Origin of the sequence: Aliirhizobium smilacinae, assembly GCF_006335145.1 — a bacterium.
Classification (GTDB): domain Bacteria; phylum Pseudomonadota; class Alphaproteobacteria; order Rhizobiales; family Rhizobiaceae; genus Neorhizobium; species Neorhizobium smilacinae.
The window spans coordinates 903,154-924,753 of the sequence record NZ_VDMN01000001.1 but is presented as its reverse complement, the minus strand read 5'-3'; the positions used below and the strand labels follow the sequence as shown (position 1 = coordinate 924,753).

23 protein-coding genes are annotated in these 21,600 nt (G+C 60.7%); 7 read left to right on the top strand and 16 right to left on the bottom strand.

Going from position 1 to position 21,600, the window contains the following annotated elements; genetic code table 11:
* Positions 1-122 precede the first annotated feature (122 nt).
* Together FHP24_RS04485 and FHP24_RS04480 are read right to left on the bottom strand one after the other, a co-directional pair.
* On the bottom strand, positions 123-1,235 hold the full coding sequence (locus tag FHP24_RS04485; RefSeq protein WP_246091597.1) for an AbrB family transcriptional regulator: 1,113 nt from the start codon (positions 1,233-1,235) through the stop codon (positions 123-125).
* Positions 1,228-1,785 carry a hydrolase gene (locus FHP24_RS04480; protein ID WP_139673416.1) on the bottom strand — a complete coding sequence of 186 codons (558 nt, stop codon included), beginning with the start codon at positions 1,783-1,785 and terminating at the stop codon, positions 1,228-1,230. The genes FHP24_RS04485 and FHP24_RS04480 overlap by 8 nt, the downstream gene beginning before the upstream one ends.
* A gap of 158 nt (positions 1,786-1,943) precedes the next feature.
* On the opposite strand from FHP24_RS04480, the gene FHP24_RS04475 reads away from it, so the two are divergent.
* On the top strand, positions 1,944-2,558 hold the full coding sequence (locus FHP24_RS04475; protein WP_180355886.1) for a TetR/AcrR family transcriptional regulator: 615 nt from the start codon (positions 1,944-1,946) through the stop codon (positions 2,556-2,558).
* A 23-nt stretch (positions 2,559-2,581) separates the two neighbouring features.
* Here FHP24_RS04475 and FHP24_RS04470 read toward each other — a convergent pair whose 3' ends face one another.
* The 8 genes from FHP24_RS04470 to alr all read right to left on the bottom strand — a co-directional run bounded on the left by FHP24_RS04470 (position 2,582) and on the right by alr (position 9,701).
* Positions 2,582-3,157: a DedA family protein gene (locus tag FHP24_RS04470; protein WP_139676118.1), complete on the bottom strand. Its 576-nt coding sequence runs from the start codon at positions 3,155-3,157 to the stop codon at positions 2,582-2,584.
* Between the two features lie 113 nt (positions 3,158-3,270).
* Positions 3,271-4,011, bottom strand: a complete 741-nt coding sequence (locus FHP24_RS04465) for an SDR family NAD(P)-dependent oxidoreductase (protein ID WP_139673410.1) — start codon at positions 4,009-4,011, stop codon at positions 3,271-3,273.
* A gap of 123 nt (positions 4,012-4,134) precedes the next feature.
* On the bottom strand, positions 4,135-5,637 hold the full coding sequence (gene purF, locus FHP24_RS04460) for an amidophosphoribosyltransferase (protein ID WP_139673407.1): 1,503 nt from the start codon (positions 5,635-5,637) through the stop codon (positions 4,135-4,137).
* Positions 5,638-5,773: 136 nt separating this feature from the next.
* On the bottom strand, positions 5,774-6,361 hold the full coding sequence (locus tag FHP24_RS04455; protein WP_139673404.1) for a CvpA family protein: 588 nt from the start codon (positions 6,359-6,361) through the stop codon (positions 5,774-5,776).
* Positions 6,362-6,473: 112 nt separating this feature from the next.
* Positions 6,474-7,889, bottom strand: coding sequence for a DNA repair protein RadA (gene radA / locus FHP24_RS04450; RefSeq protein WP_139673401.1), 1,416 nt, complete (start codon positions 7,887-7,889; stop codon positions 6,474-6,476).
* Between the two features lie 14 nt (positions 7,890-7,903).
* Complete coding sequence (locus FHP24_RS04445; RefSeq protein WP_246091668.1) at positions 7,904-8,140, bottom strand: type II toxin-antitoxin system RelE/ParE family toxin; 237 nt, start codon at positions 8,138-8,140, stop codon at positions 7,904-7,906.
* A 47-nt stretch (positions 8,141-8,187) separates the two neighbouring features.
* Entirely contained in the window at positions 8,188-8,445 is a 258-nt protein-coding gene (locus tag FHP24_RS04440; RefSeq protein ID WP_139673398.1) for a type II toxin-antitoxin system ParD family antitoxin, read from the bottom strand.
* A gap of 83 nt (positions 8,446-8,528) precedes the next feature.
* Positions 8,529-9,701: an alanine racemase gene (gene alr / locus FHP24_RS04435; protein ID WP_139673395.1), complete on the bottom strand. Its 1,173-nt coding sequence runs from the start codon at positions 9,699-9,701 to the stop codon at positions 8,529-8,531.
* Between the two features lie 221 nt (positions 9,702-9,922).
* Between alr and FHP24_RS04430 the strand changes: the two genes are divergently transcribed.
* Positions 9,923-10,429, top strand: coding sequence for a ClbS/DfsB family four-helix bundle protein (locus FHP24_RS04430; RefSeq protein WP_139673391.1), 507 nt, complete (start codon positions 9,923-9,925; stop codon positions 10,427-10,429).
* 54 nt (positions 10,430-10,483) lie between these two features.
* Here the strand turns inward: FHP24_RS04430 and FHP24_RS04425 are convergent, their stop codons facing one another.
* From FHP24_RS04425 to FHP24_RS04395, 6 genes are all read right to left on the bottom strand, one after another.
* A complete protein-coding gene (locus FHP24_RS04425) occupies positions 10,484-11,986 on the bottom strand; it encodes a replicative DNA helicase (RefSeq protein ID WP_139673388.1) in 1,503 nt (500 codons plus the stop codon).
* A gap of 296 nt (positions 11,987-12,282) precedes the next feature.
* Complete coding sequence (gene rplI, locus FHP24_RS04420) at positions 12,283-12,861, bottom strand: 50S ribosomal protein L9 (RefSeq protein ID WP_139673385.1); 579 nt, start codon at positions 12,859-12,861, stop codon at positions 12,283-12,285.
* A gap of 21 nt (positions 12,862-12,882) precedes the next feature.
* On the bottom strand, positions 12,883-13,872 hold the full coding sequence (locus FHP24_RS04415; RefSeq protein WP_139673381.1) for a DUF2232 domain-containing protein: 990 nt from the start codon (positions 13,870-13,872) through the stop codon (positions 12,883-12,885).
* Between the two features lie 213 nt (positions 13,873-14,085).
* On the bottom strand, positions 14,086-14,334 hold the full coding sequence (gene rpsR / locus FHP24_RS04410) for a 30S ribosomal protein S18 (RefSeq protein ID WP_112457119.1): 249 nt from the start codon (positions 14,332-14,334) through the stop codon (positions 14,086-14,088).
* Between the two features lie 22 nt (positions 14,335-14,356).
* On the bottom strand, positions 14,357-14,821 hold the full coding sequence (rpsF, locus tag FHP24_RS04405) for a 30S ribosomal protein S6 (protein WP_139673378.1): 465 nt from the start codon (positions 14,819-14,821) through the stop codon (positions 14,357-14,359).
* A gap of 444 nt (positions 14,822-15,265) precedes the next feature.
* The gene (locus tag FHP24_RS04395) at positions 15,266-16,309 is read right to left on the bottom strand and encodes an aldo/keto reductase (RefSeq protein WP_139673375.1); all 1,044 of its coding nucleotides are present in this window, start codon (positions 16,307-16,309) and stop codon (positions 15,266-15,268) included.
* Between the two features lie 263 nt (positions 16,310-16,572).
* Here FHP24_RS04395 and fabD point away from each other — a divergent pair, with 263 nt between their 5' ends.
* From fabD to mltG, 5 genes are all read left to right on the top strand, one after another.
* Complete coding sequence (fabD, locus tag FHP24_RS04390) at positions 16,573-17,529, top strand: ACP S-malonyltransferase (RefSeq protein ID WP_139673371.1); 957 nt, start codon at positions 16,573-16,575, stop codon at positions 17,527-17,529.
* Positions 17,530-17,547: 18 nt separating this feature from the next.
* On the top strand, positions 17,548-18,285 hold the full coding sequence (gene fabG, locus FHP24_RS04385; protein ID WP_139673368.1) for a 3-oxoacyl-[acyl-carrier-protein] reductase: 738 nt from the start codon (positions 17,548-17,550) through the stop codon (positions 18,283-18,285).
* A gap of 285 nt (positions 18,286-18,570) precedes the next feature.
* Complete coding sequence (locus FHP24_RS04380) at positions 18,571-18,807, top strand: acyl carrier protein (RefSeq protein WP_003502080.1); 237 nt, start codon at positions 18,571-18,573, stop codon at positions 18,805-18,807.
* 116 nt (positions 18,808-18,923) lie between these two features.
* Positions 18,924-20,186: a beta-ketoacyl-ACP synthase II gene (fabF, locus tag FHP24_RS04375; protein ID WP_139673366.1), complete on the top strand. Its 1,263-nt coding sequence runs from the start codon at positions 18,924-18,926 to the stop codon at positions 20,184-20,186.
* Between the two features lie 128 nt (positions 20,187-20,314).
* On the top strand, positions 20,315-21,580 hold the full coding sequence (gene mltG / locus FHP24_RS04370) for an endolytic transglycosylase MltG (RefSeq protein WP_139673363.1): 1,266 nt from the start codon (positions 20,315-20,317) through the stop codon (positions 21,578-21,580).
* Positions 21,581-21,600 lie beyond the last annotated feature (20 nt).

The following is a 21,600-nucleotide window of genomic DNA, read 5'->3' as shown; positions in this document are numbered from 1 at the left end:
CGAAAACGGCCGGACCAGCGCGGACGCTAGCGGATAATCTTCCCACAAATGGAAATCGTCGTTTTCATGGTCAGGTTTATGGCGCGGGTGGCTGGTTTGGTCAAGAGGGGAAGGCCGCGCCTTCAGCGGGACATATGGCGCACGATGGCTTTGGCGATCATCGGGCCGGTCAGCACCACGACGAGAAAGCGGCCGATCTGCATCGCCATTACGAAGGGTACATCGACATTGGTCGATGCCGCGATGATTGCCACCGAATCGGCACCGCCAGGGCTGGTGGCAAGATAGGCCGTCAGCGGGTCGACGCCGGTCGTCACGACCAGGATCGCGGCAAACACGCTGCAGATGGCGATAAGGCAGATGATGGAACCGAGCACGCGCAGGAAATTGCGTGCGGCATAACTCACGACCTCGCGAGTAAAACGTCCGCCGATCGCCCAGCCGACCACGGCATAAGCGATGGCGAGCACCCATGGCGGCATGACAAGCGGCATGTCGAACATGAATTTGGCGACAAGGCAGGCAGCGAGCGGTCCGAGCAGCGGAGCGCCGGGCAATCGCAGCCGCGTACAGATCCAGGCCGAGGCAAATGCGATTGCGAGAGTGGCTGCCACCGGTGCCAGCGGCAGTGCCGGAAACCAGTCCACGGCCTGCGCCGCGCCGGGTGTCACCCCGAACAGACGGGCGACGAGCGTTGCGGCAAGCGCGACGCAGACGACGCGCAGATATTGCATGAAGGCCACCAGCCGCATGTCGGCGCCATAGGCCTGCGACATCAGTACCATGACCGACGCAGCGCCAGGCGAGGAGCCCCAGATCGCCGTGGTTCCGGGAAACACCTGCGCCCGCACCATGAGCGCCCCGAGTGTCGAGGCGGCGACGACGGTGGCCAATATGCCGACCACGAAAACCTGCCATTGCGCCGCCAGCTCGCTGAAAATAGACGGCGGCATGTTGGAGGCGATCATCACCCCGATGATTGCCTGGGCGCCAGCGAATGCCGGGTTCGGCATGCGAAAACTCATGCCCGACAGCGCCATCGCGATCGCCATCGCCATCGGCCCGAGCAACAGCGCCGCCGGCAGGTGAACGAGTTCGAGAAGCCAGCCGACCACCAGCGAGCCTGCGACGAGGATCACCCAGCGCAAGGCCGGCGGCAAGGAGGCGATGTGTTTCTGCCACCTTTTGGTGGAGCAGCCTTCTTCCGGCTTCTCGGACATGAAGCGATCAGCCAAGGGTGACGTCCGCAGTCGTGGTGATGCGGGCAATCCGCGGGAAGACGAACTTGAACGACATGTCGTGCAGTTCGGCAGACACACCGGTGCTGGCATCCTCGACCATGACCATGTTGTAGCCATGTTCCCAGCCAGCACGGGCGGTCGATTCGACGCCGAAATTGGTGGCGATCCCGCCGAGAACGATGGTGGTGATGCCGCGGCGGCGGAGTTTTACGTCGAGATCGGTGCCATGAAAGGCGCCCCATTGATGTTTCGTCACCGTCAGGTCGCCGGGCTGCCGCAGCCCTTGCGCCAGCTCCGTCCAGTCTTCCGGATAGTTCCGGCCGGCGGCCGCATCGGTGAGACCGCGCGGAGCATCGCCGAAATCCGCGCCGAAATCGACATTGACGAGAACAACCGGCGCATTCGCCTTGCGGAAGGTTTCCGCAAGCAGGTGGCCCTTCGCCAGAACGTCGGCGGAGGCATGAGGCGCGGTATTCATCGCCAATATGCCCTTCTGCAGGTCGATCAGGACGAGGGCGGTGGTTTTCGGGTCGAGTGCGAGCATGGGGTATCTCTCGGATGTGGAGCTTCAGGCATGCAAGGGGTGTTGCAGCCGCACGTGGCATGATGGCGAGGAGAGAGCCGCGACAGGATGACGTGAGGCCTGCTTCGTGTTATGCGAGGGATGTCTCGCATAACTTCTATTTGAGGATTGCTTCGCAAATGTCAACAGCCTCGCCGCCACAGGCGGTGGAACCGAAGCGCAAACGTGGCCATGAACGGGTCGCTATCATCGTCGAAACGGCGATAGGTCTGTTTGCTGCCGATGGATATCGCGCCGTGACCATGTCGGAAGTCGCCGCCCGGTCCGGCACGGCGATAGGTTCGCTCTATCGCTTCTTCCCGACCAAGGATGCGCTCGCCCAGGCGATCATGGATCGCTATGGCACGCATCTGACCGACGAACTGGAAAATGTGGTGGCGGTTGCCGCAAGCGCATCCGCGCCGGAGGTGGCGCGCGCACTGGTGTCGATGATGCGCGGATTGCAGGTGGAGAGGGCGGCGGCGCTCGTTCTGGCCGATGCCCGCGAGGATGGCCCGCTGCTGCGCGCGGGCCTGCGCCGTCATATGCTGGAAAAACTGACGGCGGTTCTGGCGCTGATCGACGGCAAGCCGGTCCCCGCCGATATCGATCAGCGGGCCTGGATGCTTCTTTACGCGCTGAAGGCGATCCGCCAGTTCGATCAGGATCACCCGGCACTATCGAAACGGCTCGTCGATGATGCCTGCCTGCTGATCGAGCCGCTGGTGGCGGCCGGGCTCACGAAAACCGGCTGACGATATGGCAGTGGTCTTGCGCGTCAGGGGCCGGCATTCGGCCGGCGCATCCTGCTGCGGACGAAGAAGGCGAGGGCGGCTATGATGACCGCGATCGCCACCAGCGCGATGATCAGGTGGATATGCAGCCTCAATCGCCCGAACAGCACCTCGACGGCATTGCCGAACAGATAACCGATCGTGGTGATGAGTACGGCCCAGACGACCGCGGCGATGAAATTGAGCACGACGAAGCGGATCGCCGGCACGGAGGTGAGGCCGATCGCGATAGGGCTGACGGTCCGCATGCCATAGATGAAGCGGAAGGCGAGGATGAAGCCGGTCGGATGAGCCTCGAGAAGATGATTGACCTTCCGTGCCGCGTCGGTTTTCAGGAACCTCTGGACCAGAGCCAGCCGGTTTGCGTAACGCCCGGCAAAAAACCATGCCTGATCGACGGCAAACGAACCAAGCGCGGCGGCCGTAGCCGCCTGCCACCAGGTGATGAAATGCCGATGCGCGAAAACGCCGCCGAGAAAGACGGCCGTCTCACCCTCGAAAGCAGCGCCGAGAAATACCGCCAGCACGCCATATTGGGAAATCAGGTTTTCAAGCGACAGATGTTCGAAAGGCAAGAATAAATCTCCAGCATGGCAGTGGTTCGGCTCTGCCTCGTCAAACTAGCGGAGCCGCCGCCAAAGTCATGCCGGATGTTATCGTTGCGGTGTCCGTCTCACTCTGGCAGCCGGTAATCCACGAACCGGTTTTCGCGCACCACAAACAGGCGGCCGCTATCGGTCGTTTCGGGTGAGGCCAGCGGCAGGATCCGTGCGGCGACCTCGGAAGGATGCGGCAGGGTTTCGGGATCTTCGCCGGGCATCGCCTGGGCGCGCATGGCGGTGCGGGTGGCGCCCGGATTGACCATGTTGATCTTCAGCGCCGTATGCGCCATTTCCTCAGCCCAAATCCGCCCCATCGTTTCGACCGCGGCCTTCGACATCGCATAGGCGCCCCAGAAGGCGCGCGGATTGGTGGCGACACCCGAAGAGAGCAGGATCGCGCGGCCGGCATCGGACTTGACGAGAAGCGGTTCCAGCGAGCGAACGAGCCGCCACATGGAGGTGATGTTGGTGGTCATCACTCGTTCGAACACCTTTGCTTCGACATGGGCGATCGGCGCAATAACTCCGAGAATGCCGGCATTGGCAACGAGAATGTCGAGCTTGCCCCAGCGTTCGAAGATCGAGGCGCCCAGCCTGTCGATGGCGTCCATGTCGGAAAGATCGAAGGGAACGAGCGTCGCAGAGCCGCCGGTAGCTTTGATCGCGTCGTCGAGTTCTTCAAGGCCACCCACAGTGCGGGCGCAGGCGATCACATGCGCACCGGCTTTCGCGAGCTCCAATGCCGTGAAATAGCCGATACCGCGTGAGGCGCCGGTAACAAGCGCAATCCTGCCTTTGAGATCGATGGTCAAGTCTCACTCCCAATCGCTGACTTTGCGGCCAAAAAAGAAGGCCGCGTTTCCGCAGCCTTCTAAAACGTTTATCCGCCGTTGGAAACAGGTGCGGCGCCTTGCCTCACTCCTCCATGTTGGACCTTACCCGTTGCTGGCGAGCAGCGAGACCTTGCGGCCGACAGCTTCGCCGTCCCGGTCGAGAAGACGGGTCGGGTAGTCGCCGGTGAAATAGTGGTCGGTGAACTGCGGGCGAACATTGTTGCGGTCTTCGCCGCCGACAGCCTGGTAGAGGCCGTTGATCGACAGGAACTGAAGCGAATCCGCGCCGATATATTTGCACATCGCTTCCAGGCTTTCATACTGGTTGGCGAGCAGCTTTTCCCGGTCCGGCGTGTCGATGCCGTAGAAATCCGGGTAATAGATCATCGGGCTGGCGACGCGCAAATGCACTTCCTTGGCGCCGGCATCGCGGATCATCTGCACGATCTTCAACGAAGTGGTGCCGCGAACGACAGAGTCGTCAACGAGAACGACGCGCTTGCCTTCGATCATCGCCCGGTTGGCCGAGTGCTTCAGCTTGACGCCGAAGGCGCGGATCTGCTGGGTCGGCTCGATGAAGGTACGGCCGACATAATGGTTGCGGATGATGCCGTATTCGAAGGGAATGCCGCTCTCTTGTGCGTAACCGAGCGCTGCCGGCGTGCCGCCATCGGGAACAGGCACGACAACATCGGCATCCACCGGGGCTTCCTTGGCAAGGTTGGTACCCATGTTCTTGCGCGCAACATAGACGCTGCGGCCGCCGACGACCGAATCCGGACGGGCGAAATAGACATATTCGAACAGGCAGAGGCGTTCCGGCTGGCCGTTGCCGGCCTTGCGGGCATCGATCGAGATCGATCCGTCAGCCTGGATTTCGCAGATGATGACTTCGCCGTTTTCGACATCGCGAACGAACTTGGCGCCGATGATATCGAGCGCACAGCTTTCCGACGCAAAGATCGGCTTGCCGTCGAGTTCGCCCATGACCAGCGGACGGATGCCGGTGGGGTCGCGCGCTGCTATCAGCTTGGTGCGGGTGACGGCAACCATCGAATAACCGCCTTCCATCTGGCGGATCGCGTCGATGAAGCGGTCGGCAGTGGAGGCATAACGCGAACGGGCGATCAGGTGCAGGACGACTTCGGTATCCGAGGTCGACTGACAGATGGCGCCACCGGCGATCAGCTGACGGCGCAGTGTTAGACCGTTGGTGAAGTTGCCGTTATGGGCGATCGCGATGCCGCCGACTTCGAGCTCGGCAAACAGCGGCTGCACGTTGCGCAGTGCCACTTCGCCGGTCGTCGAATAACGCACATGTCCGATGGAGATATTGCCGGGCAGTTTGGCAAGCGTTGCCGGGTCCGTATAATGGTCGCCGACAAGGCCCATGCGGCGTTCCGAATGGAAGCGCAGACCGTCGAAGGAGACGATACCGGCCGCTTCCTGACCGCGGTGCTGCAAGGCATGAAGCCCGAGCGCCGTAAGCGTCGCTGCATCCGGATGGCCGAGAATGCCGAATACGCCGCACTCTTCGTGCAGTGTGTCATCCTCCCATTCGTTGGAGAGATTGACGTCGAAAGTCTGCGAAGCCGACTGGTCCATCGTGAGCCTGTGCCCTTATCCGAAAATGGAAAGGCCGGCCGGGGATTATCACCCCCGGAGCCAGCCCGTTCTTTATCTGAATTCAAGTCCTACCACAAATGGTGACGAATTGCGCTGCATCAAGCGCAACACAGCGTCAATTATTTGTGGGAGGTGCGTCGCCCACCGGCGGCAGTTCCTGGCCGGGCTGAACCTCTGCCGGCGCTTCTTCCTTGCCGGTGATGCGGGCGCGGATCTGCGGCTCGATGTCTTCCGGCAGCACTGCTTCCAGGCGGCCGACGAGCGTGTCGAGGAAAGGCTTGGATTTTGCCTGCTTGACCCAGGTCGGCTGCGCCTGAACCGGCACCAGCCAGTTCCAGAAGGCGGTTGCGATGACGAGCAGCAAAATGCCGCGAGCCGCACCAAAGAGGAAACCGAGCGTGCGGTCGAGCGCACCGATGCGGCTGTCGATGATGAAATCGGCAATCCTCGAGGTGATGAAGGAGATGACGATCAACGCCACGAGAAAGATGATGCCGGCCGAGGCGGCGATCGCGATACGGTGGTCCGACGTATATTTCTCCGCGTAAGGCACGGCGAGCGGATAGAGATAATAGGCTGCGGCGACGGAGCCGGCCCAGCTGGCGATCGAAAGCACTTCGCGGGAAAAGCCGCGAACCATGGCGAGCACCGCCGAAAACAGGGTGACGCCGATGACGATGCCGTCGAAAATCGTGATGGGCATGTAAACTCTACTCCAAGACTACCGTTTCGCGCCGGTGTTTCGTTCCGGCACTGCACCCCACACGCGGGTGTCGGGCGCAGTCTCATACATCAGCCGGGTGATTAACGGAAGATCAATCATCTTCTCCGGCATTTTGATGGTCTTTCCCCAGCTTCCTTCCCGATCGCGCAATTCGTGAGACGAGATCCGGCAGGTCCTCGATCATCGTCCAGCGCGCATTTCCCGTCTTGGGCAGTTCAGCTGAAGTCGCCGGCAGCATGGCGCTGGCGAAGCCGAGTTTTTCCGCTTCCTTCAGGCGCTGTGCCGTCTGCGATACCGGCCTCACGGCACCCGAGAGGCTGATTTCGCCGAAGAAAACGCAATCGGGCGGCAGCGCGGCACCGGCAAGCGAGGAGACGAGAGCCGACGCGATCGCCATGTCGGCGGCAGGTTCCGAGATGCGGTAGCCGCCGGCGACATTGAGATAGACGTCGTGGTTGCCGAGTTTGACGCCGCAATGGGCCTCGAGCACGGCAAGGATCATTGCCAGACGCGACGAGTCCCAGCCGACCACGGCGCGCCGCGGCGTGCCGAGCGAAGTGGCTGCCACCAGCGCCTGCACCTCGACCAGAACCGGCCTTGTACCTTCCATTCCGGCAAACACGGCAGCACCGGGGGATTTCGCATTGCGTTCGCCGAGAAACAGTTCGGACGGGTTGGAGACGTCGCGCAGACCCTTGTCGGACATCTCGAACACGCCGATCTCGTCGGTCGGTCCGAAGCGGTTCTTTACCGTGCGCAGGATGCGGTAGTGATGGCCGCGGTCGCCTTCGAAATAAAGCACCGCATCGACCATATGCTCGACGACGCGCGGGCCGGCGATCTGGCCTTCCTTGGTGACGTGCCCGACCAGCACCATCGCAGCACCCGTCTGCTTGGCAAACCGGATCATCGCCTGCACGCCGGTGCGCACCTGCGTGACGGTGCCGGGCGCCGAATCGGCCGTGTCGCTCCACAGCGTCTGGATCGAATCGATGATCACCAGATCGGGGCGCTTGCCTTCGGAAATTGTCGCAAGAATGTCTTCCACATTGGTTTCGGCTGCCAGCAGCACATCCGAATCGGCGGCGCCGAGGCGCTGGGCGCGCAGGCGAACCTGCGCCACCGCTTCTTCGCCCGAGACATAGATGATCCGGTGGCCGCGACGGGAAAGCGCTGCCGCCGCCTGCATCAGCAATGTCGACTTGCCGATGCCGGGATCGCCGCCGATCAGCACCGCCGAACCGCGCACGAAACCGCCGCCGGTGGCACGGTCGAGTTCGGAAATGCCGGTAAAGACACGTGGGGCTTCTTCGGTCTCGCCGGAAAGCGTCGTCAGTGCCACCGCGCGGCCCTTTTTCGGCGCACGGCCGGGACCGCCACCGATGCCGCCCATCGGGTCTTCCTCGACGATCGTGTTCCACTCGCCGCAGCCATCGCATTTGCCGGCCCAGCGATTATGCACCGTGCCGCAGTTCTGGCACAAAAATTGAGTTTTGGTTTTTGCCATGAGGTCAGTTTTCGTCAGTCTTTGAATAGGTCAGGCGACAGATTTTGATGGCCATGAAGGACGCGCACGATGCGAACGGTCGTTTCAAGCCTGCGGAAATAAATGCAGCGACTGCGATAGGGCAGCGCTTTTAAACCTGGTGAAAGATTGTCCCGAGGCGAGCCAGGAAAACCGGTGAGCGCAATCCATTCGATTTTCCGCGTGAGATCCCGGACAAAATGAGAAGCCGTTACTGGATCATCGACGGCGATATAAAGGAATATATCGAGTAGGTCCTGATCCGCGAGCGGGGCGTAGATCAGCTTTTTCGGTTCAATATCCGCATCCCCCTTTCGATGATCGAGTCGGCATGCGCCTCAGCACTTTCGAAGCTGACGAATTCGCCTCTTTCCAACTGGGCATCGGCCTCTGCAATCATGGCCCGCAGATGTTCGTCCTCGCTCCCAAGACGGCTCAGACCTGCCGCGATAACATCCTCTGCATTATTATATGCACCGGATTTTACCTGTTCTTCGATGAAGGCCCTATCCTTCTCGCTGAGATGGATCTCGGTCATTTCGATCTCCTTTTGTTCTCTTTTAGCACGAAGATTTGCGGCTTCCAAGAGGGCGCTGGAAATGGCCTCGGGCAGGGAACCGATCAATCGTCGGGATAGAGATAACGCCGTTCGTAGCGCAGGCCCAATCCGGTCAGAAGCTCGTAACCGATCGTGCCGCCGGCGCGTGCGGTGTCGTCGAGCAAGATGTTCGGCCCGAACAGCTCGATATAGTCGCCTGCGCGGATTTCGCCTTCAGGCACGTCGGTGACATCGAAGATCGTCAGATCCATCGTCACCCGGCCGATGACCGGCACGCGGGTATTGCCGATGAAGCCGAAGGCGCCGGGCGCACCGCCGGCACGGATCGGCACGCCGGAGCCGGAGAGCGAGCGCAGATAGCCGTCGGCATAACCGGCCGATACGATCGCAAGCCGGCTGTTGCGCGACAATTGATGGGTTGCGCCGTAGCTGACGGTCGAGCCGGAAGGCGCCTCGCGGATCTGGATAATGCGGGCTTCCGCCTTGGCGACGGGCTTCAGCGCCTTCATGCCGTTGACGGCCTCGCCGCCATAAACGGCAATACCGGGCCGGGTAAGGTCGAAATGATATTCGGGACCGAGGAAAATGCCGGCGGAGGCCGACAGGCTTGCCGGAATGCCTTCGAAAGCCGCGGCAACCCGTTGAAACGACTCAAGCTGTGCCCGGTTGAGCGGCGAGGCGGGCGAATCGCCGCTATGCAGATGCGACATCACCAGAACCGGTGAAAAGCTTGCCGGGCGGGAGACGTCCTCGGCGAAAGCAATCGCTTCCTCCAGCGGCAGGCCGAGCCGGTTGAAACCGGTATCGATATGCAGGGCGCAAGGGTGGTCGCCATGCTCGGCAGTCACCGACATCCACAAGGCGAGTTGTTCTTCCGATATGATGACCGGGACAAGATCGTGGTCGAAGAACAGCCGTTCCTGGCCCGGCCAGATGCCGGACAGGACGTAGATGCGGGCATCCGGCGCATAAGTCCGAAGCGTCACGCCTTCCTGCACGACGGCGACGAAAAAGTCGCGGGCGCCGGCCTCGTAAAGCGCCGTGCCGCAGTCTTCCAGGCCAAGACCATAGGCGTCCGCCTTGACGATGGCGGCGGTGTTCGCCGAACCGGAGCGCCGCGCCATCTCACGCCAGTTATCGACAAGCGCGCCGAGATCGACGGTGAGGCGCACGGGGGCGATGTCGAAGTCATCGATAAGAATGTCGTTGCTGTCGAAGTCGGTCTGTTCTGTCATGCTATTCTCGATCGGGTGCTTGGCCAGGGGAGGCAGATCGCCGATCCTAACCTTTTTGCCGTCCGGAAAAAGGCCGGGCGAAAAGATTCCGTTCCTCCGCACAGGGTTTTGAAACCGCCATGCCAGAACTTGTCGTTCAACTGCGACAGCAGGACGGCTTCATCCTGACTTGAAGAGTGGTAGCCTTTCCCGGCATTCCAACATGACCTGCAGGCGCATTCATGGCCGTCCCCGGCTCCAAAAACGAGCTTATTGCCGCGATCTCCAAGACCTTTGACCGGCTTTGCGAAGATCTCGCCCGCGTGCCTCCGAAGAGGGCGAGGGATACCTCAATGGAGGGGCATTTGGCTGGCAAGACGATGAGCCCGGCGGATCTCGTCGCCTACCTGATTGGCTGGAACGAGCTCGTATTGAAATGGCTTGATCGGGATGACCGGGGCGGGAAGGTCGATTCCCCCGAGACAGGATTTAAATGGAACGAGTTGGGTCTGCTCGCCGAGAAATTCTATGCGGATTATGACGCGCTCGACTGGCCAGAACGACTGGAGCGTCTGGGGGCTGTGAAGGAGCTGCTGGTTTCGACAATTTCCGCGCGGTCAAATGACGAGCTCTATGGGAAGGGCTGGTACGGCAAATGGACCAAAGGTCGAATGATCCAGTTCAACACGTCGTCTCCCTATGCGAATGCAAGGGCGCGCATCCGCAAATGGCTGAAGGCGCAGTGCTGAGCCTGGGCAAACGTCTTTCGTCCCCGCCGGGTTCGCACCGGCGAGGACGTTCCATCACGGCTCCTCGTATTGCGTGAAGCTCGGTTCGGCCAAGTCTGCAAACCGGGTGAATTCCGACTGGAAGGCGAGCTTGACGGTGCCGGTCGGTCCGTGGCGCTGCTTGGCGATGATCACGTCCGCCGTGCCCTTGACGCGTTCCATCTGTGCTTCCCATTCCGGGTATTTTGGATCGGCGAGATCACGAGGCTCCATGTTCTTCACGTAATATTCCTCACGGAACACGAAAAGCACGACGTCGGCGTCCTGCTCGATCGAACCCGATTCGCGAAGGTCGGAGAGCTGCGGGCGTTTGTCTTCGCGGCTTTCGACGCCGCGCGAGAGCTGCGACAGCGCCACGATCGGAACGTTGAGTTCCTTGCCGAGCGCCTTCAGGCCGGTGGTGATCTGGGTGATTTCCTGCACACGGTTTTCGCCCGACTTGCCGGAACCGGTCATCAGCTGGATATAGTCGACAACCAGGCAATCGAGGCCGCGCTGACGCTTCAGGCGACGGGCGCGTGCGGAAAGCTGGGCGATCGAGATACCACCGGTCTGGTCGATGAACAGCGGAACCTTCTGCATCATCTGGGAGCAGGCGACGAGCTTTTCGAAATCGGCCTCGGTAATGTCACCGCGGCGGATTTTTGACGACGAGACTTCCGTCTGCTCGGAAATGATACGGGTGGCGAGCTGTTCGGACGACATTTCGAGCGAATAGAAGCCGACGACGCCGCCATTCTTGGCCTTGAACGAGCCATCCGGATTGACGTCCTGTTCGTAGGCTGCCGCTATATTATAGGCAATATTGGTGGCAAGCGATGTCTTGCCCATGCCGGGGCGTCCTGCAAGCACGATCAAGTCGGAGCGCTGCAACCCGCCCATCTTGCCGTCGAGCGACATGATGCCGGTGGAAATACCTGAAAGCTGGCCGTCGCGCTCGAATGCCTGGCCAGCCATGTCGATGGCAAGTGCAACCGCGTCGTTGAACGACTGGAAGCCGCCGTCGTAACGGCCGGTTTCGGCAAGTTCGAACAGGCGTCGTTCGGTATCCTCGATCTGGCTCTGCGGCGGCATATCGAGCGGTGCGTCATACGCGATGTTGACGACGTCCTCGCCGATGGTGATCAGCGCCCGGCGAAGCGCCAGATCGTAGATGGCCCGGCCGTAATCTTCCGCGTTGATGATCGAGACTGCATCGGCGGCGAGGCGCGCGAGATATTGCGCCACCGTCAGGTCACCTACCTTGTCATCCGCGGGCAGGAAGGTTTTCAGAGTGATCGGATTGGCGGTCTTGCCCATGCGGATGATGTCGCCCGCAACCTCATAGATCTTGCGATGCAGCGGCTCATAGAGATGCGGCGGCTTGAGGAAGTCGGAAACGCGGTAATAGGCATCGTTATTGACCAGGATCGCGCCAAGCAGCGCCTGTTCAGCCTCGATATTGTTCGGCGCCTCGCGATAGTGCGGCGCTGCATCCTTGTTGCTGAGAGATGCCAGATTGCGCGCGACTTCGTTCATGATCTTCTACCCGTCCTGTCCATTCAAGATGCAGGTTCTAGTGATAACTGCTCGACCTCGAAACCGTGCATTTTGCCTTTGAAGGATTCCCACAGCTATCCACAGCGGGCGTCATCTACTCGAAACAAAAAACGTAATGAAGCGACAAATCCGGTTGACTGTGCCCCTTTCGGGGGATGGTCGGGAACAGCTCGCGACTCACCGGAACAATTGCCAGCATAACCCGGAAAAAAGACAAAAAAACGCCCGGCCTTGTGAGACCGGGCGCCATCGCAGAAAGATCTGCGAAACGTTTCTTATTCGTCGTCTTCGGCGTTGCCGTCTGCGTCCGGATCGAAGAAGTCTTCCGGACGAAGCGCATCTTCGTCAACGCCGTAGATGGCGTCGGCGGAGGTGAGGCTTTCGCCGTGAGCCTGACGCTCGGCTTCTTCGGCCGAACGGGCAACGTTGACCGAGACCTGGATCTCGACTTCCGAATGCAGGTGCAGGGTAACTTCGTGCAGGCCGATCGACTTGATCGGGTGGTTGAGGTCAACCTGGTTGCGGCCGATGTTGAAGCCTTCGGCAGCCAGCGCGTCCATGACGTCACGGGCAGCGACCGAACCGTAGAGCTGGCCGGTTTCGCCAGCCGAACGGACGATGACGAAAACCTTGCCAGCAAGTGCTTCGGCAACAGTTTCGGCTTCGCCCTTGCGCTCGAGGTTACGGGCTTCGAGCGTTGCGCGCTCGGAATCGAAACGCTTCTTGTTGGCGTCGTTGGCACGAAGCGCCTTGCCCTGCGGCAGCAGGAAGTTACGAGCAAAACCGTCGCGAACCTTCACGACTTCACCCATCTGGCCGAGCTTCGGCACGCGTTCAAGCAGAATAACTTGCATGTTGGAGTTCCTTTCTGATCTTCAAGTGTCTGGATTGGTTGTATTCTGGTCCGTGTCGCCCTTCGGTGCCCCTTGGGCCGGCGTCAGCGCGATGGTCCGGCGTGTTTCGGTAAGACCGAGCACGAGGATCGCGAATGCCGGTATGACGAGCATGGAAGAGAGGTATGAAAGCACGAGGACCGGCAGCCGCCAGTCCTTGCCCTGGCTGCGGAAGTGGATGGCGGCAAAGCCGGACATCAGGAAACCCGCGCCGAACGTTCCGCAGATCGTGGCGCCGACCATCGCCGGAACGCCGCCCATGAAGGTCAGCAACACGCCGGCAAGGAAGACGAAGATGGCGTTCCGGTTCATCCGCAACGCCGACGGCATGTCTTCGCGCGGACGCAGTGCACGGCCCGAACGCGAGACGATACGCATGGCGATATAGAAGGCGGTGAACAGCAGGATCACCCAGATGCCGCCCTGAACCATCGGCAGCATCAGCAGCATCGTGCCCTTGAGTTGGGTGACGCCGGCGGCATCGAGTGCCAGGCCCGGTTCCTGGGTCTGCAGTGCAGAACTGAGAACATCGACCATCTGGCCGACGAGTTGCGGTCCGTAACCGATGGCAACGCCGAGCGCGATCACGGCAAGCGTAACGAGGCCGCACAGATGCAGCAGGATGTCGGAAATCGGGTACCAGGCAAGCAGATCGTCGGGACCGCCGAGTTCGGAGGCCGGGCGCGCCAGATTGGCAAGATGCGACAGCCAGCCGGCAGGGATCAGGGTGAATATCGCCATGGTGACGGAAAATGTCGGCGAGATAAGAATTGCGCCGAGAATTCCGGACGTGACAACGCCGGTGATGGCTGCGCGATTGCCCCAGCCAAGGCCGGCAACGAAAATTGGGAGTGCCGATGCGGCGTAAAGGATCGCGGCAAAAGACGACTGCGTGTTCGCACCCATCACAAGGAGGGTAGCGATGACGCCGGCAAGGATGCCGGTGGGCAGCACTGTCTGTGTCTTGTTCATTACGCTCTCGCTGTCCTGCCATATCAAGCAGTTAGGGGACGGGCCTGAATCATTGTGACAGGCACTTCATCCCCAACATGGGGTTTGCACCGCAGGTCCCGTTCGAGCGAAGCTCGGGCGAAGGGTATCTGCGACACGTAGAATTCCGATCCGCGCCCAACGCGGAAGGGAGAGTGGACCCGCTGACTTTCGATCAGCGGGTCTGATAATCACTTACGATACGACGTAAGGCAGCAGGCCGAGGAAACGGGCGCGCTTGATGGCCTGGGCCAGCTCGCGCTGCTTCTTCTGGGAAACTGCGGTGATACGCGAAGGAACGATCTTGCCACGCTCGGAAATGTAGCGCTGCAGGAGACGAACGTCCTTGTAGTCGATCTTCGGCGCATTGGCACCCGAGAACGGGCAGGTCTTGCGACGACGATGGAAAGGACGGCGTGCCGGGGACGAGGATACGTCAGCCATTGTGTTTTCTCCTTAGACCCAATTAGGATTCGCGCGGGGCGGACGGACGCGGTGCGCGCTCGAAGCCACCTTCACGCGGAGGACGATCGCCGAAATCGCGGCGCGGGCCACGATCGCCGAAGTCGCGGCGCGGGCCACGATCGTCACGCGGACGGTCGTCACGGTCGCGCTTCTGCATCATCGCGGACGGGCCTTCTTCATGCTTCTCGACGGAAAGCGTCATGTAGCGAAGAACGTCTTCGTTGATACGCATCTGGCGTTCCATCTCATGCACGGCAGCTGCCGGAGCATCGATGTCCATCAGGGCGTAATGAGCCTTGCGGTTTTTCTTCATGCGGTACGTCAGGGACTTGAGGCCCCAGTTTTCGACGCGCCCGACCTTGCCGCCATTAGCTTCGATGACACCCTTGTACTGTTCGACGAGGGCATCAACCTGCTGAGCGGACATATCCTGCCGGGCAAGGAATACGTGTTCGTAAAGAGCCATGTAAGCTTTGCCTTTTCTTGCGGTTGTTTTGTCACCCGGTTTCGGCGGCTAAGCCTCAACGACTGCTCCTGATGGCGTTGCGGCCGGCAAGAAAAGTTGTTGTTTCGAGACGGTCGAGAGCGGAGACACGGGAGGCCGGAACGTTCTCGTTCCTGAGGCCCACCTGCGTGAGCCTGCCCTCCGTACAGCCACCAGCCAGAAGACCGGGTGTTCGAACAAGGGCGGCTTATACGGATTTTTCGGCAGAAGGCAAGTCTCTGCGTCAGGTTCCTTGCCTTCTGCACGACAGGCCACTTGTGGCCCCGGGTCATCGAATGTCCAAAAGGCGTCAGAGTCAGCGTCTTTTGGGTTGCCGAATCCGGCAGAGCTGTTCATCGCGGTAGATGGCGGAGGAGACGCGGGAGAGGATGCGAACCGCGAGGAGGGCGCGATCCGCCGGTTTGGTCAGATCGGCATCGGGTAGTGCCGGTGAATGTCGGCTATATCCTTCATCAGCTCATCTGAAAGAGCCAAATCGGCCGCGCCGATATCCGTCTTCAACTGTTCCATCGAAGTGGCGCCGATGATGACAGAGGCCATGAACGGGCGCGCCAGGCAGAAGCCGAGCGCCATCTGTGCCGGGTCGAGGCCATGTTTGCCGGCAAGCTCGACATAGGCCTTGACCGCGGGTTCCTGCTTGGGCTGAAGGCGACCGCCGAGATCGGCATTGATGGTTGCGCGAGAGCCCTCGGGGCGGGCGCCGTTCAGATATTTCCCGCTCAGCAGACCGGCGGCCAACGGCGAATAGGCCAGCAGCCCGACATCGCCGTGATGGGCGACTTCAGCGAGATCGAGATCGAATGTGCGATAAAGAAGATTGTATTCGTTCTGGATCGAGGCGACACGCGGCAGGGCTTTTTCCTCGGCCAGCCGTAGATACTGCATCGTGCCCCAGGCGGTTTCGTTGGAAAGACCGACGGCGCGGATTTTTCCGGCTTTTACCAGGTCGTCCAGCGTCTGCAGCTTTTCCAGAATATCGGTGATGGATTTTTCGCGATCCTGCGTCGTCGCGTCGAACTCCCAGGAGTTGCGGAAATGGTAATGGCTGCGGTTCGGCCAATGGATCTGGTAGAGGTCGATATAATCCGTCTGCAGGCGTTTCAGGCTGGAATCGACGGCCTCGCGGATCGTGGCTGCCTCGATCGGCCGGCCCTGCCGAATATGCGGGCGACCAGCACCGGCAATCTTGGTGGCGAGCACTATATCGTCGCGTTTGGCGCGTTTGTTCAGCCATGTGCCGATATATTGTTCGGTGCGGCCATAGGTTTCACCGCTGACCGGCGTCGTCGGATAAAGCTCTGCCGTATCGAAAAAGTTGACGCCGTTCTCGACGGCATAATCCATTTGGGCATGCGCTTCGGCTTCGGTGTTCTGTGTGCCCCAGGTCATGGTGCCAAGGCAGATTTCCGACACGGAAATATCCGTTCGGCCGAGTGTGTTGAATTTCATGAAAGACGTCCTGGATGGAAGGCCGGTGGGAGGAGGCCGGGATAAACGATGCAAGGTGGGGGACTTTAGCGCTCGATTGATGAAGCGCAAGTCCATCGCTCGATCAACTTGGCGGCCGGTCGCGATTTCGCCTCGAAGAGCTTTGACAAACCGCCAAACGGGCCGATTTGCTTCGGAATGGTGAGGCAGGCGTACGGCCGTGCCCTTGACTCTCAAGGTTCAAATGTGAATGGAGAGGCAAACTTAAGGGAAGGATCGTCCCCATGGGCACTTCAGCCAGCATCGCATTCACGTTTCCCGGTCAGGGCAGCCAGGCCGTCGGCATGGGCAAGGATCTCGCCGAAACCTACCCGGAAGCCCGTGCGGTTTTTGAAGAAGTCGACGCCGCACTCGGCCAGAAACTTTCCGACATCATGTGGAATGGCCCGGAAGAGACGCTGACGCTGACGGCAAACGCCCAGCCGGCACTGATGGCGGTTTCGATCGCCACAATGCGCGTGCTGGAAGCGCGTGGTCTCGTGCTGGCAGACAACGTCGCCTACGTCGCCGGTCATTCGCTCGGCGAATATTCGGCTCTCTGTGCCGCCGGTACTTTCTCTCTTTCCGATACGGCGAAGCTCCTGCGCATCCGCGGTGATGCCATGCAGTCTGCGGTTCCTGTCGGGCAGGGCGCGATGGCCGCGATCATCGGCCTCGAACATGGCGATGTAGATGCGATCTGCACCGAAGCCAAGGCGGAAGGTGTCTGCCAGATCGCCAACGACAATGGCGGCGGCCAGCTCGTCATCTCCGGCTCCAAGGCAGCGGTCGAGAAGGCTGCGGCTCTGGCAACCGAAAAAGGCGCCAAGCGCGCTATTATGCTGCCGGTTTCAGCACCTTTCCACAGCGATCTGATGGCGCCAGCCGCAGATGCCATGCGCCATGCGCTGGACAAGGTCGAAAAGAAGAGCCCGATCGTGCCGGTTGTCGCCAATGTCCGCGCCGCACCGGTCACCGATGCCGACGAAATCGCAAAACTGCTCGTCACCCAGGTCACCGGTCAGGTGCGCTGGCGCGAGACGGTTGAGTGGTTCGGTGCCAACGGCATCACCACACTTTATGAGATCGGCTCCGGAAAGGTGCTCACGGGTCTTGCCCGCCGCATCGACAAGAATATTTCCGGCGTGGCCGTCAACACCCCGGCCGACATCGACGCGGCGATTGCCGCCATTCTCGGCTGAAGATAAGGGATTTTCGATATGTTTGATCTGACCGGCCGCAAGGCCCTCGTCACCGGCGCGACCGGTGGTCTCGGCGAAGAGATCGCCCGTCTGCTGCACAAGCAGGGCGCCACCGTCGGCCTGCACGGCACCCGTGTCGAAAAGCTGGAAGCGCTTGCCGCCGATCTCGGCGAACGCGTCCATATCTTTCCGGCCAACCTTTCCGACCGCGCCGAGGTCAAGGCGCTCGGCGAGAAGGCGGAGGCCGAACTCGGTGGCATCGACATTCTCGTCAACAATGCCGGCATCACCAAGGACGGTCTTTTCGTGCGCATGAGCGATGAGGACTGGGATGCGGTGCTTGAAGTCAACCTGACGGCAGTCTTCCGCCTGACGCGCGAACTGACGCACCCGATGATGCGCCGCCGCCATGGCCGCATCATCAACATCACATCGATCGTCGGCGTTACCGGCAATCCGGGCCAGACGAACTACTGTGCGTCGAAGGCCGGCATGATCGGCTTCTCCAAGTCGCTCGCCCAGGAAATCGCCACCCGCAACGTCACGGTCAACTGCGTGGCGCCCGGATTCATCGACAGCGCCATGACCGGCAAGCTGAACGAGAAGCAGAAAGAAGCCATCATGGGTGCCATTCCGATGAAGCGCATGGGCGCTGGATCGGACATTGCGGCAGCCGTTCTTTACCTCGCTTCGGACGAGGCAGGCTACGTCACCGGACAGACGCTGCACGTCAATGGTGGCATGGCAATGATCTGATTGCCGGACTTGGTTCGCGAAAGCAGTGGAGAACAAGGGTTCTGCGCTGTGGGAGGGAACAAATTCTGGCTTTTCGGAACAGTCAAACCGTGTTAATCGGGCCATGACTGTGAAAAGTCACCCTCAAATTCAGGTCGTCACATTGCGTGAGCAATGTTGTACGGAACCGGGAAAGGGGTGGCGGGGTTTGCCGACATCGGCACCCGAAAGGTGCAGTTGAAGGTTTAACAGGACGAGGGTGCCCCAACGGGCATCCGGTGAAAGATAAAGGTCGAGGAAACCGACATGAGCGATATCGCAGAACGCGTTAAGAAAATTGTTATTGATCATCTCGGCGTCGATGCCGACAAGGTTGTTGAAGGCGCAAGCTTCATCGACGATCTGGGTGCGGATTCGCTCGACACCGTCGAACTGGTCATGGCGTTCGAAGAAGAGTTCGGCGTTGAAATTCCGGACGATGCTGCTGACTCGATCCTCACCGTTGGTGACGCGGTCAAGTTCATCGAGAAGGCCCAGGCCTAATCGACGACATATTCGGGACGAAAGCCTGCGTTTGCAGGTCGCGATCCCTCAGGACGGCCCGCTAGTTCGGGCCGTTTCAGCAATCAGAACATGAAAAACGGGGTGTGGCACTGGCGATGAGGCGTGTCGTTATCACCGGTACCGGCATGGTATCACCGCTTGGAAGCGGAACGGAAGTCACCTGGCAGCGCCTGCTTGCAGGCCAGAACGGGGCAAGACTGGTCACTGAATTCGAAGTCGAGGATCTGCCGGCGAAGATCGCCTGCCGTATCCCGGTCGGCGACGGATCCGACGGCACCTTCAATGCCGATCAGTGGCTTGAACCCAAAGAACAGCGCAAGGTCGATCCCTTCATTCTCTACGGCATGGCTGCCGCCGAAATGGCGCTGAACGATGCCGGCTGGCATCCGAAGACCGACGATGACCAGATCGCCACCGGCGTTCTGATCGGTTCGGGTATCGGCGGCCTCGAAGGCATCGTCGAAGCGGGCTATACGCTCCGCGACAAAGGACCGCGCCGCGTTTCGCCATTCTTCATTCCCGGCCGCCTGATCAATCTCGTATCCGGCCAGGTTTCGATCCGCCACAAGCTGCGCGGACCCAACCATTCTGTCGTGACCGCTTGTTCCACCGGCGCCCATGCGATCGGTGATGCGGCGCGGTTGATCATTTTCGGCGATGCTGACGTGATGGTGGCCGGCGGCACCGAATCGCCGGTTTGCCGCATCGGTCTTGCCGGTTTTGCCGCCTGCAAGGCGCTGTCTACCCAGCACAACGATGATCCGACCAAGGCTTCGCGCCCCTATGACCGCGACCGCGATGGTTTCGTCATGGGCGAGGGCGCCGGCATCGTGGTTCTGGAAGAGCTGGAACATGCCAAGGCACGCGGTGCCAAGATCTATGCCGAAGTCGTCGGTTACGGTCTGTCGGGCGATGCCTATCACATCACCGCACCGTCGGAAGACGGCGATGGCGCCTTCCGCTGCATGACCATGGCGCTGAAGCGCGCCGGTCTCAGCCCTTCGGATCTCGATTACATCAACGCCCACGGCACCTCGACCATGGCCGACACGATCGAACTCGGCGCCGTCGAGCGTTTGGTCGGCAATGCGGCCTCGAAGGTCTCCATGTCGTCGACCAAGTCGGCCATCGGCCATCTGTTGGGAGCCGCCGGTGCCGTCGAGGCGATTTTTGCGACGCTGTCGATCCGCGACAATATCGTGCCGCCGACACTCAATCTCGACAATCCCGATGTCGACACGGCGATCGATCTCGTGCCGCACACGGCGCGCAAACGCGATGTCAATGTCGCCCTGTCGAACTCCTTCGGCTTCGGCGGCACCAATGCATCGCTGGTGCTGAAGCGTTACGACGCTTAAAAGTGATCGCCTCCATCGTCGGCTGGACGCCAGTGTCCGGCCGACATCATATTCTGAACCTGCTTTTTGCCGTATTGCTTGGTCAAACAGCGGGCAATGATTCCGTCTAATGCAAATGGGGGGTGCGGTTGAGCAATTCCGATAATGGTAGCGAGCTTCCCCCCGGCGGTGGCAATGCTGGTGGTAACGCAGCCAACAACGGCAGCAGCCGCGGCCCGATCATTCCAAAATCTCCGAACGAAGCCCTGAAGCCGGAACGTGTGCCGGACCCTCCGAGACGTTCGAAAAAAGCCCGCAGCCAGGTCATCATCTTCTTCAACTTCGTGATGACGATGCTCGTGCTCGTGTGCCTCGCGGGCGCTGCGATCTTCTATTACGCGCTGTCGACCTATCACGGTCCTGGCCCGCTTGCAGCCAATACCAATTTCGTCGTGCGCGAAGGCGCCGGCATTGCCGAGATCGCATCGAGCCTCGAGCGCAACGAGATCATCTCGGATGCGCGGGTCTTCCGTTACGTGACATCGGTCAATCTCGGTTATGCCGGTTCGGCCGAAGAGCGCCGCAGCCTCAAGGCCGGCGAATACGAAATCAAGGCACATGCCACGATGCAGGAGGTTGCAGACCTGCTGGAATCCGGCAAGTCCATCCTCTATTCGATCTCGATGCCCGAAGGCCTGACGGTCCGTCAGATGAGCTTGCGGCTCAAGGAAGACGAGATTCTTGAAGGCAACCTGCCTGCCGATCTGCCGGCGGAAGGCAGTCTGAGGCCGGATACCTACAAGTTCTCCCGCGGCACCAATCGCGCCGAGATCCTGTCGCAGATGCACGCGGCCCAGCAGAAGCTGGTCGACCAGATCTGGGACCGTCGCGACCCCGACCTGCCGATCAAGACAAAGGAAGAATTCGTCGTTCTGGCCTCGATCGTCGAGCGCGAGACCGGCAAGGATGACGAGCGCGCGCATGTCGCCTCTGTCTTCTTTAACCGGTTGCAGAAGGGCATGCGCCTCCAGTCCGACCCGACGATCGTCTACGGTCTGTTCGGTGGCGAAGGAAAGCCGTCCGACCGCCCGATCTACCGGTCCGACCTGCAGAAAGAGACACCCTACAACACCTACAAGATCAAGGGCCTGCCGCCGACGCCGATTTCCAATCCGGGCCGTGCGGCGCTCGAAGCGGTCGCCAATCCGTGGCGGACCAAGGATCTCTATTTCGTCGCCGATGGCACGGGCGGTCACGTCTTTGCGCCGACGCTGGAAGAGCACAATGCCAACGTCAAGCGCTGGCGCAGGATCGAAACCGAGCGTGCCGCCGGAAACGGTTCCAGGAGCCGTGCGGACGAAGTTGTCGACGGCCAGCCGGACGGCGCAGACGCCGAGAAACCTGCCGCTAATTGAAGTGGACGTCACCGGCTCCA

Bases quoted from the DNA above. Each gene is read 5' to 3' on its own strand.
- FHP24_RS04380 (WP_003502080.1), top strand. From the start codon at position 18,571: ATGAGCGATATCGCAGAACGCGTTAAGAAAATTGTTATTGATCATCTC.
- FHP24_RS04455 (WP_139673404.1), bottom strand. From the start codon at position 6,361: ATGCCCATCACGATTTTCGACGGCATCGTCATCGGCGTCACCCTGTTT.
- rplI (WP_139673385.1), bottom strand. From the start codon at position 12,861: ATGCAAGTTATTCTGCTTGAACGCGTGCCGAAGCTCGGCCAGATGGGT.
- FHP24_RS04440 (WP_139673398.1), bottom strand. From the start codon at position 8,445: ATGACCGAGATCCATCTCAGCGAGAAGGATAGGGCCTTCATCGAAGAA.
- FHP24_RS04395 (WP_139673375.1), bottom strand. From the start codon at position 16,309: ATGAAATTCAACACACTCGGCCGAACGGATATTTCCGTGTCGGAAATC.
- FHP24_RS04415 (WP_139673381.1), bottom strand. From the start codon at position 13,872: ATGAACAAGACACAGACAGTGCTGCCCACCGGCATCCTTGCCGGCGTC.
- radA (WP_139673401.1), bottom strand. From the start codon at position 7,889: ATGGCAAAAACCAAAACTCAATTTTTGTGCCAGAACTGCGGCACGGTG.
- fabD (WP_139673371.1), top strand. From the start codon at position 16,573: ATGGGCACTTCAGCCAGCATCGCATTCACGTTTCCCGGTCAGGGCAGC.
- fabF (WP_139673366.1), top strand. From the start codon at position 18,924: ATGAGGCGTGTCGTTATCACCGGTACCGGCATGGTATCACCGCTTGGA.
- rpsR (WP_112457119.1), bottom strand. From the start codon at position 14,334: ATGGCTGACGTATCCTCGTCCCCGGCACGCCGTCCTTTCCATCGTCGT.
- fabG (WP_139673368.1), top strand. From the start codon at position 17,548: ATGTTTGATCTGACCGGCCGCAAGGCCCTCGTCACCGGCGCGACCGGT.
- rpsF (WP_139673378.1), bottom strand. From the start codon at position 14,821: ATGGCTCTTTACGAACACGTATTCCTTGCCCGGCAGGATATGTCCGCT.
- FHP24_RS04430 (WP_139673391.1), top strand. From the start codon at position 9,923: ATGGCCGTCCCCGGCTCCAAAAACGAGCTTATTGCCGCGATCTCCAAG.
- FHP24_RS04480 (WP_139673416.1), bottom strand. From the start codon at position 1,785: ATGCTCGCACTCGACCCGAAAACCACCGCCCTCGTCCTGATCGACCTG.
- FHP24_RS04425 (WP_139673388.1), bottom strand. From the start codon at position 11,986: ATGAACGAAGTCGCGCGCAATCTGGCATCTCTCAGCAACAAGGATGCA.
- purF (WP_139673407.1), bottom strand. From the start codon at position 5,637: ATGGACCAGTCGGCTTCGCAGACTTTCGACGTCAATCTCTCCAACGAA.
- FHP24_RS04475 (WP_180355886.1), top strand. From the start codon at position 1,944: ATGTCAACAGCCTCGCCGCCACAGGCGGTGGAACCGAAGCGCAAACGT.
- alr (WP_139673395.1), bottom strand. From the start codon at position 9,701: ATGACAGAACAGACCGACTTCGACAGCAACGACATTCTTATCGATGAC.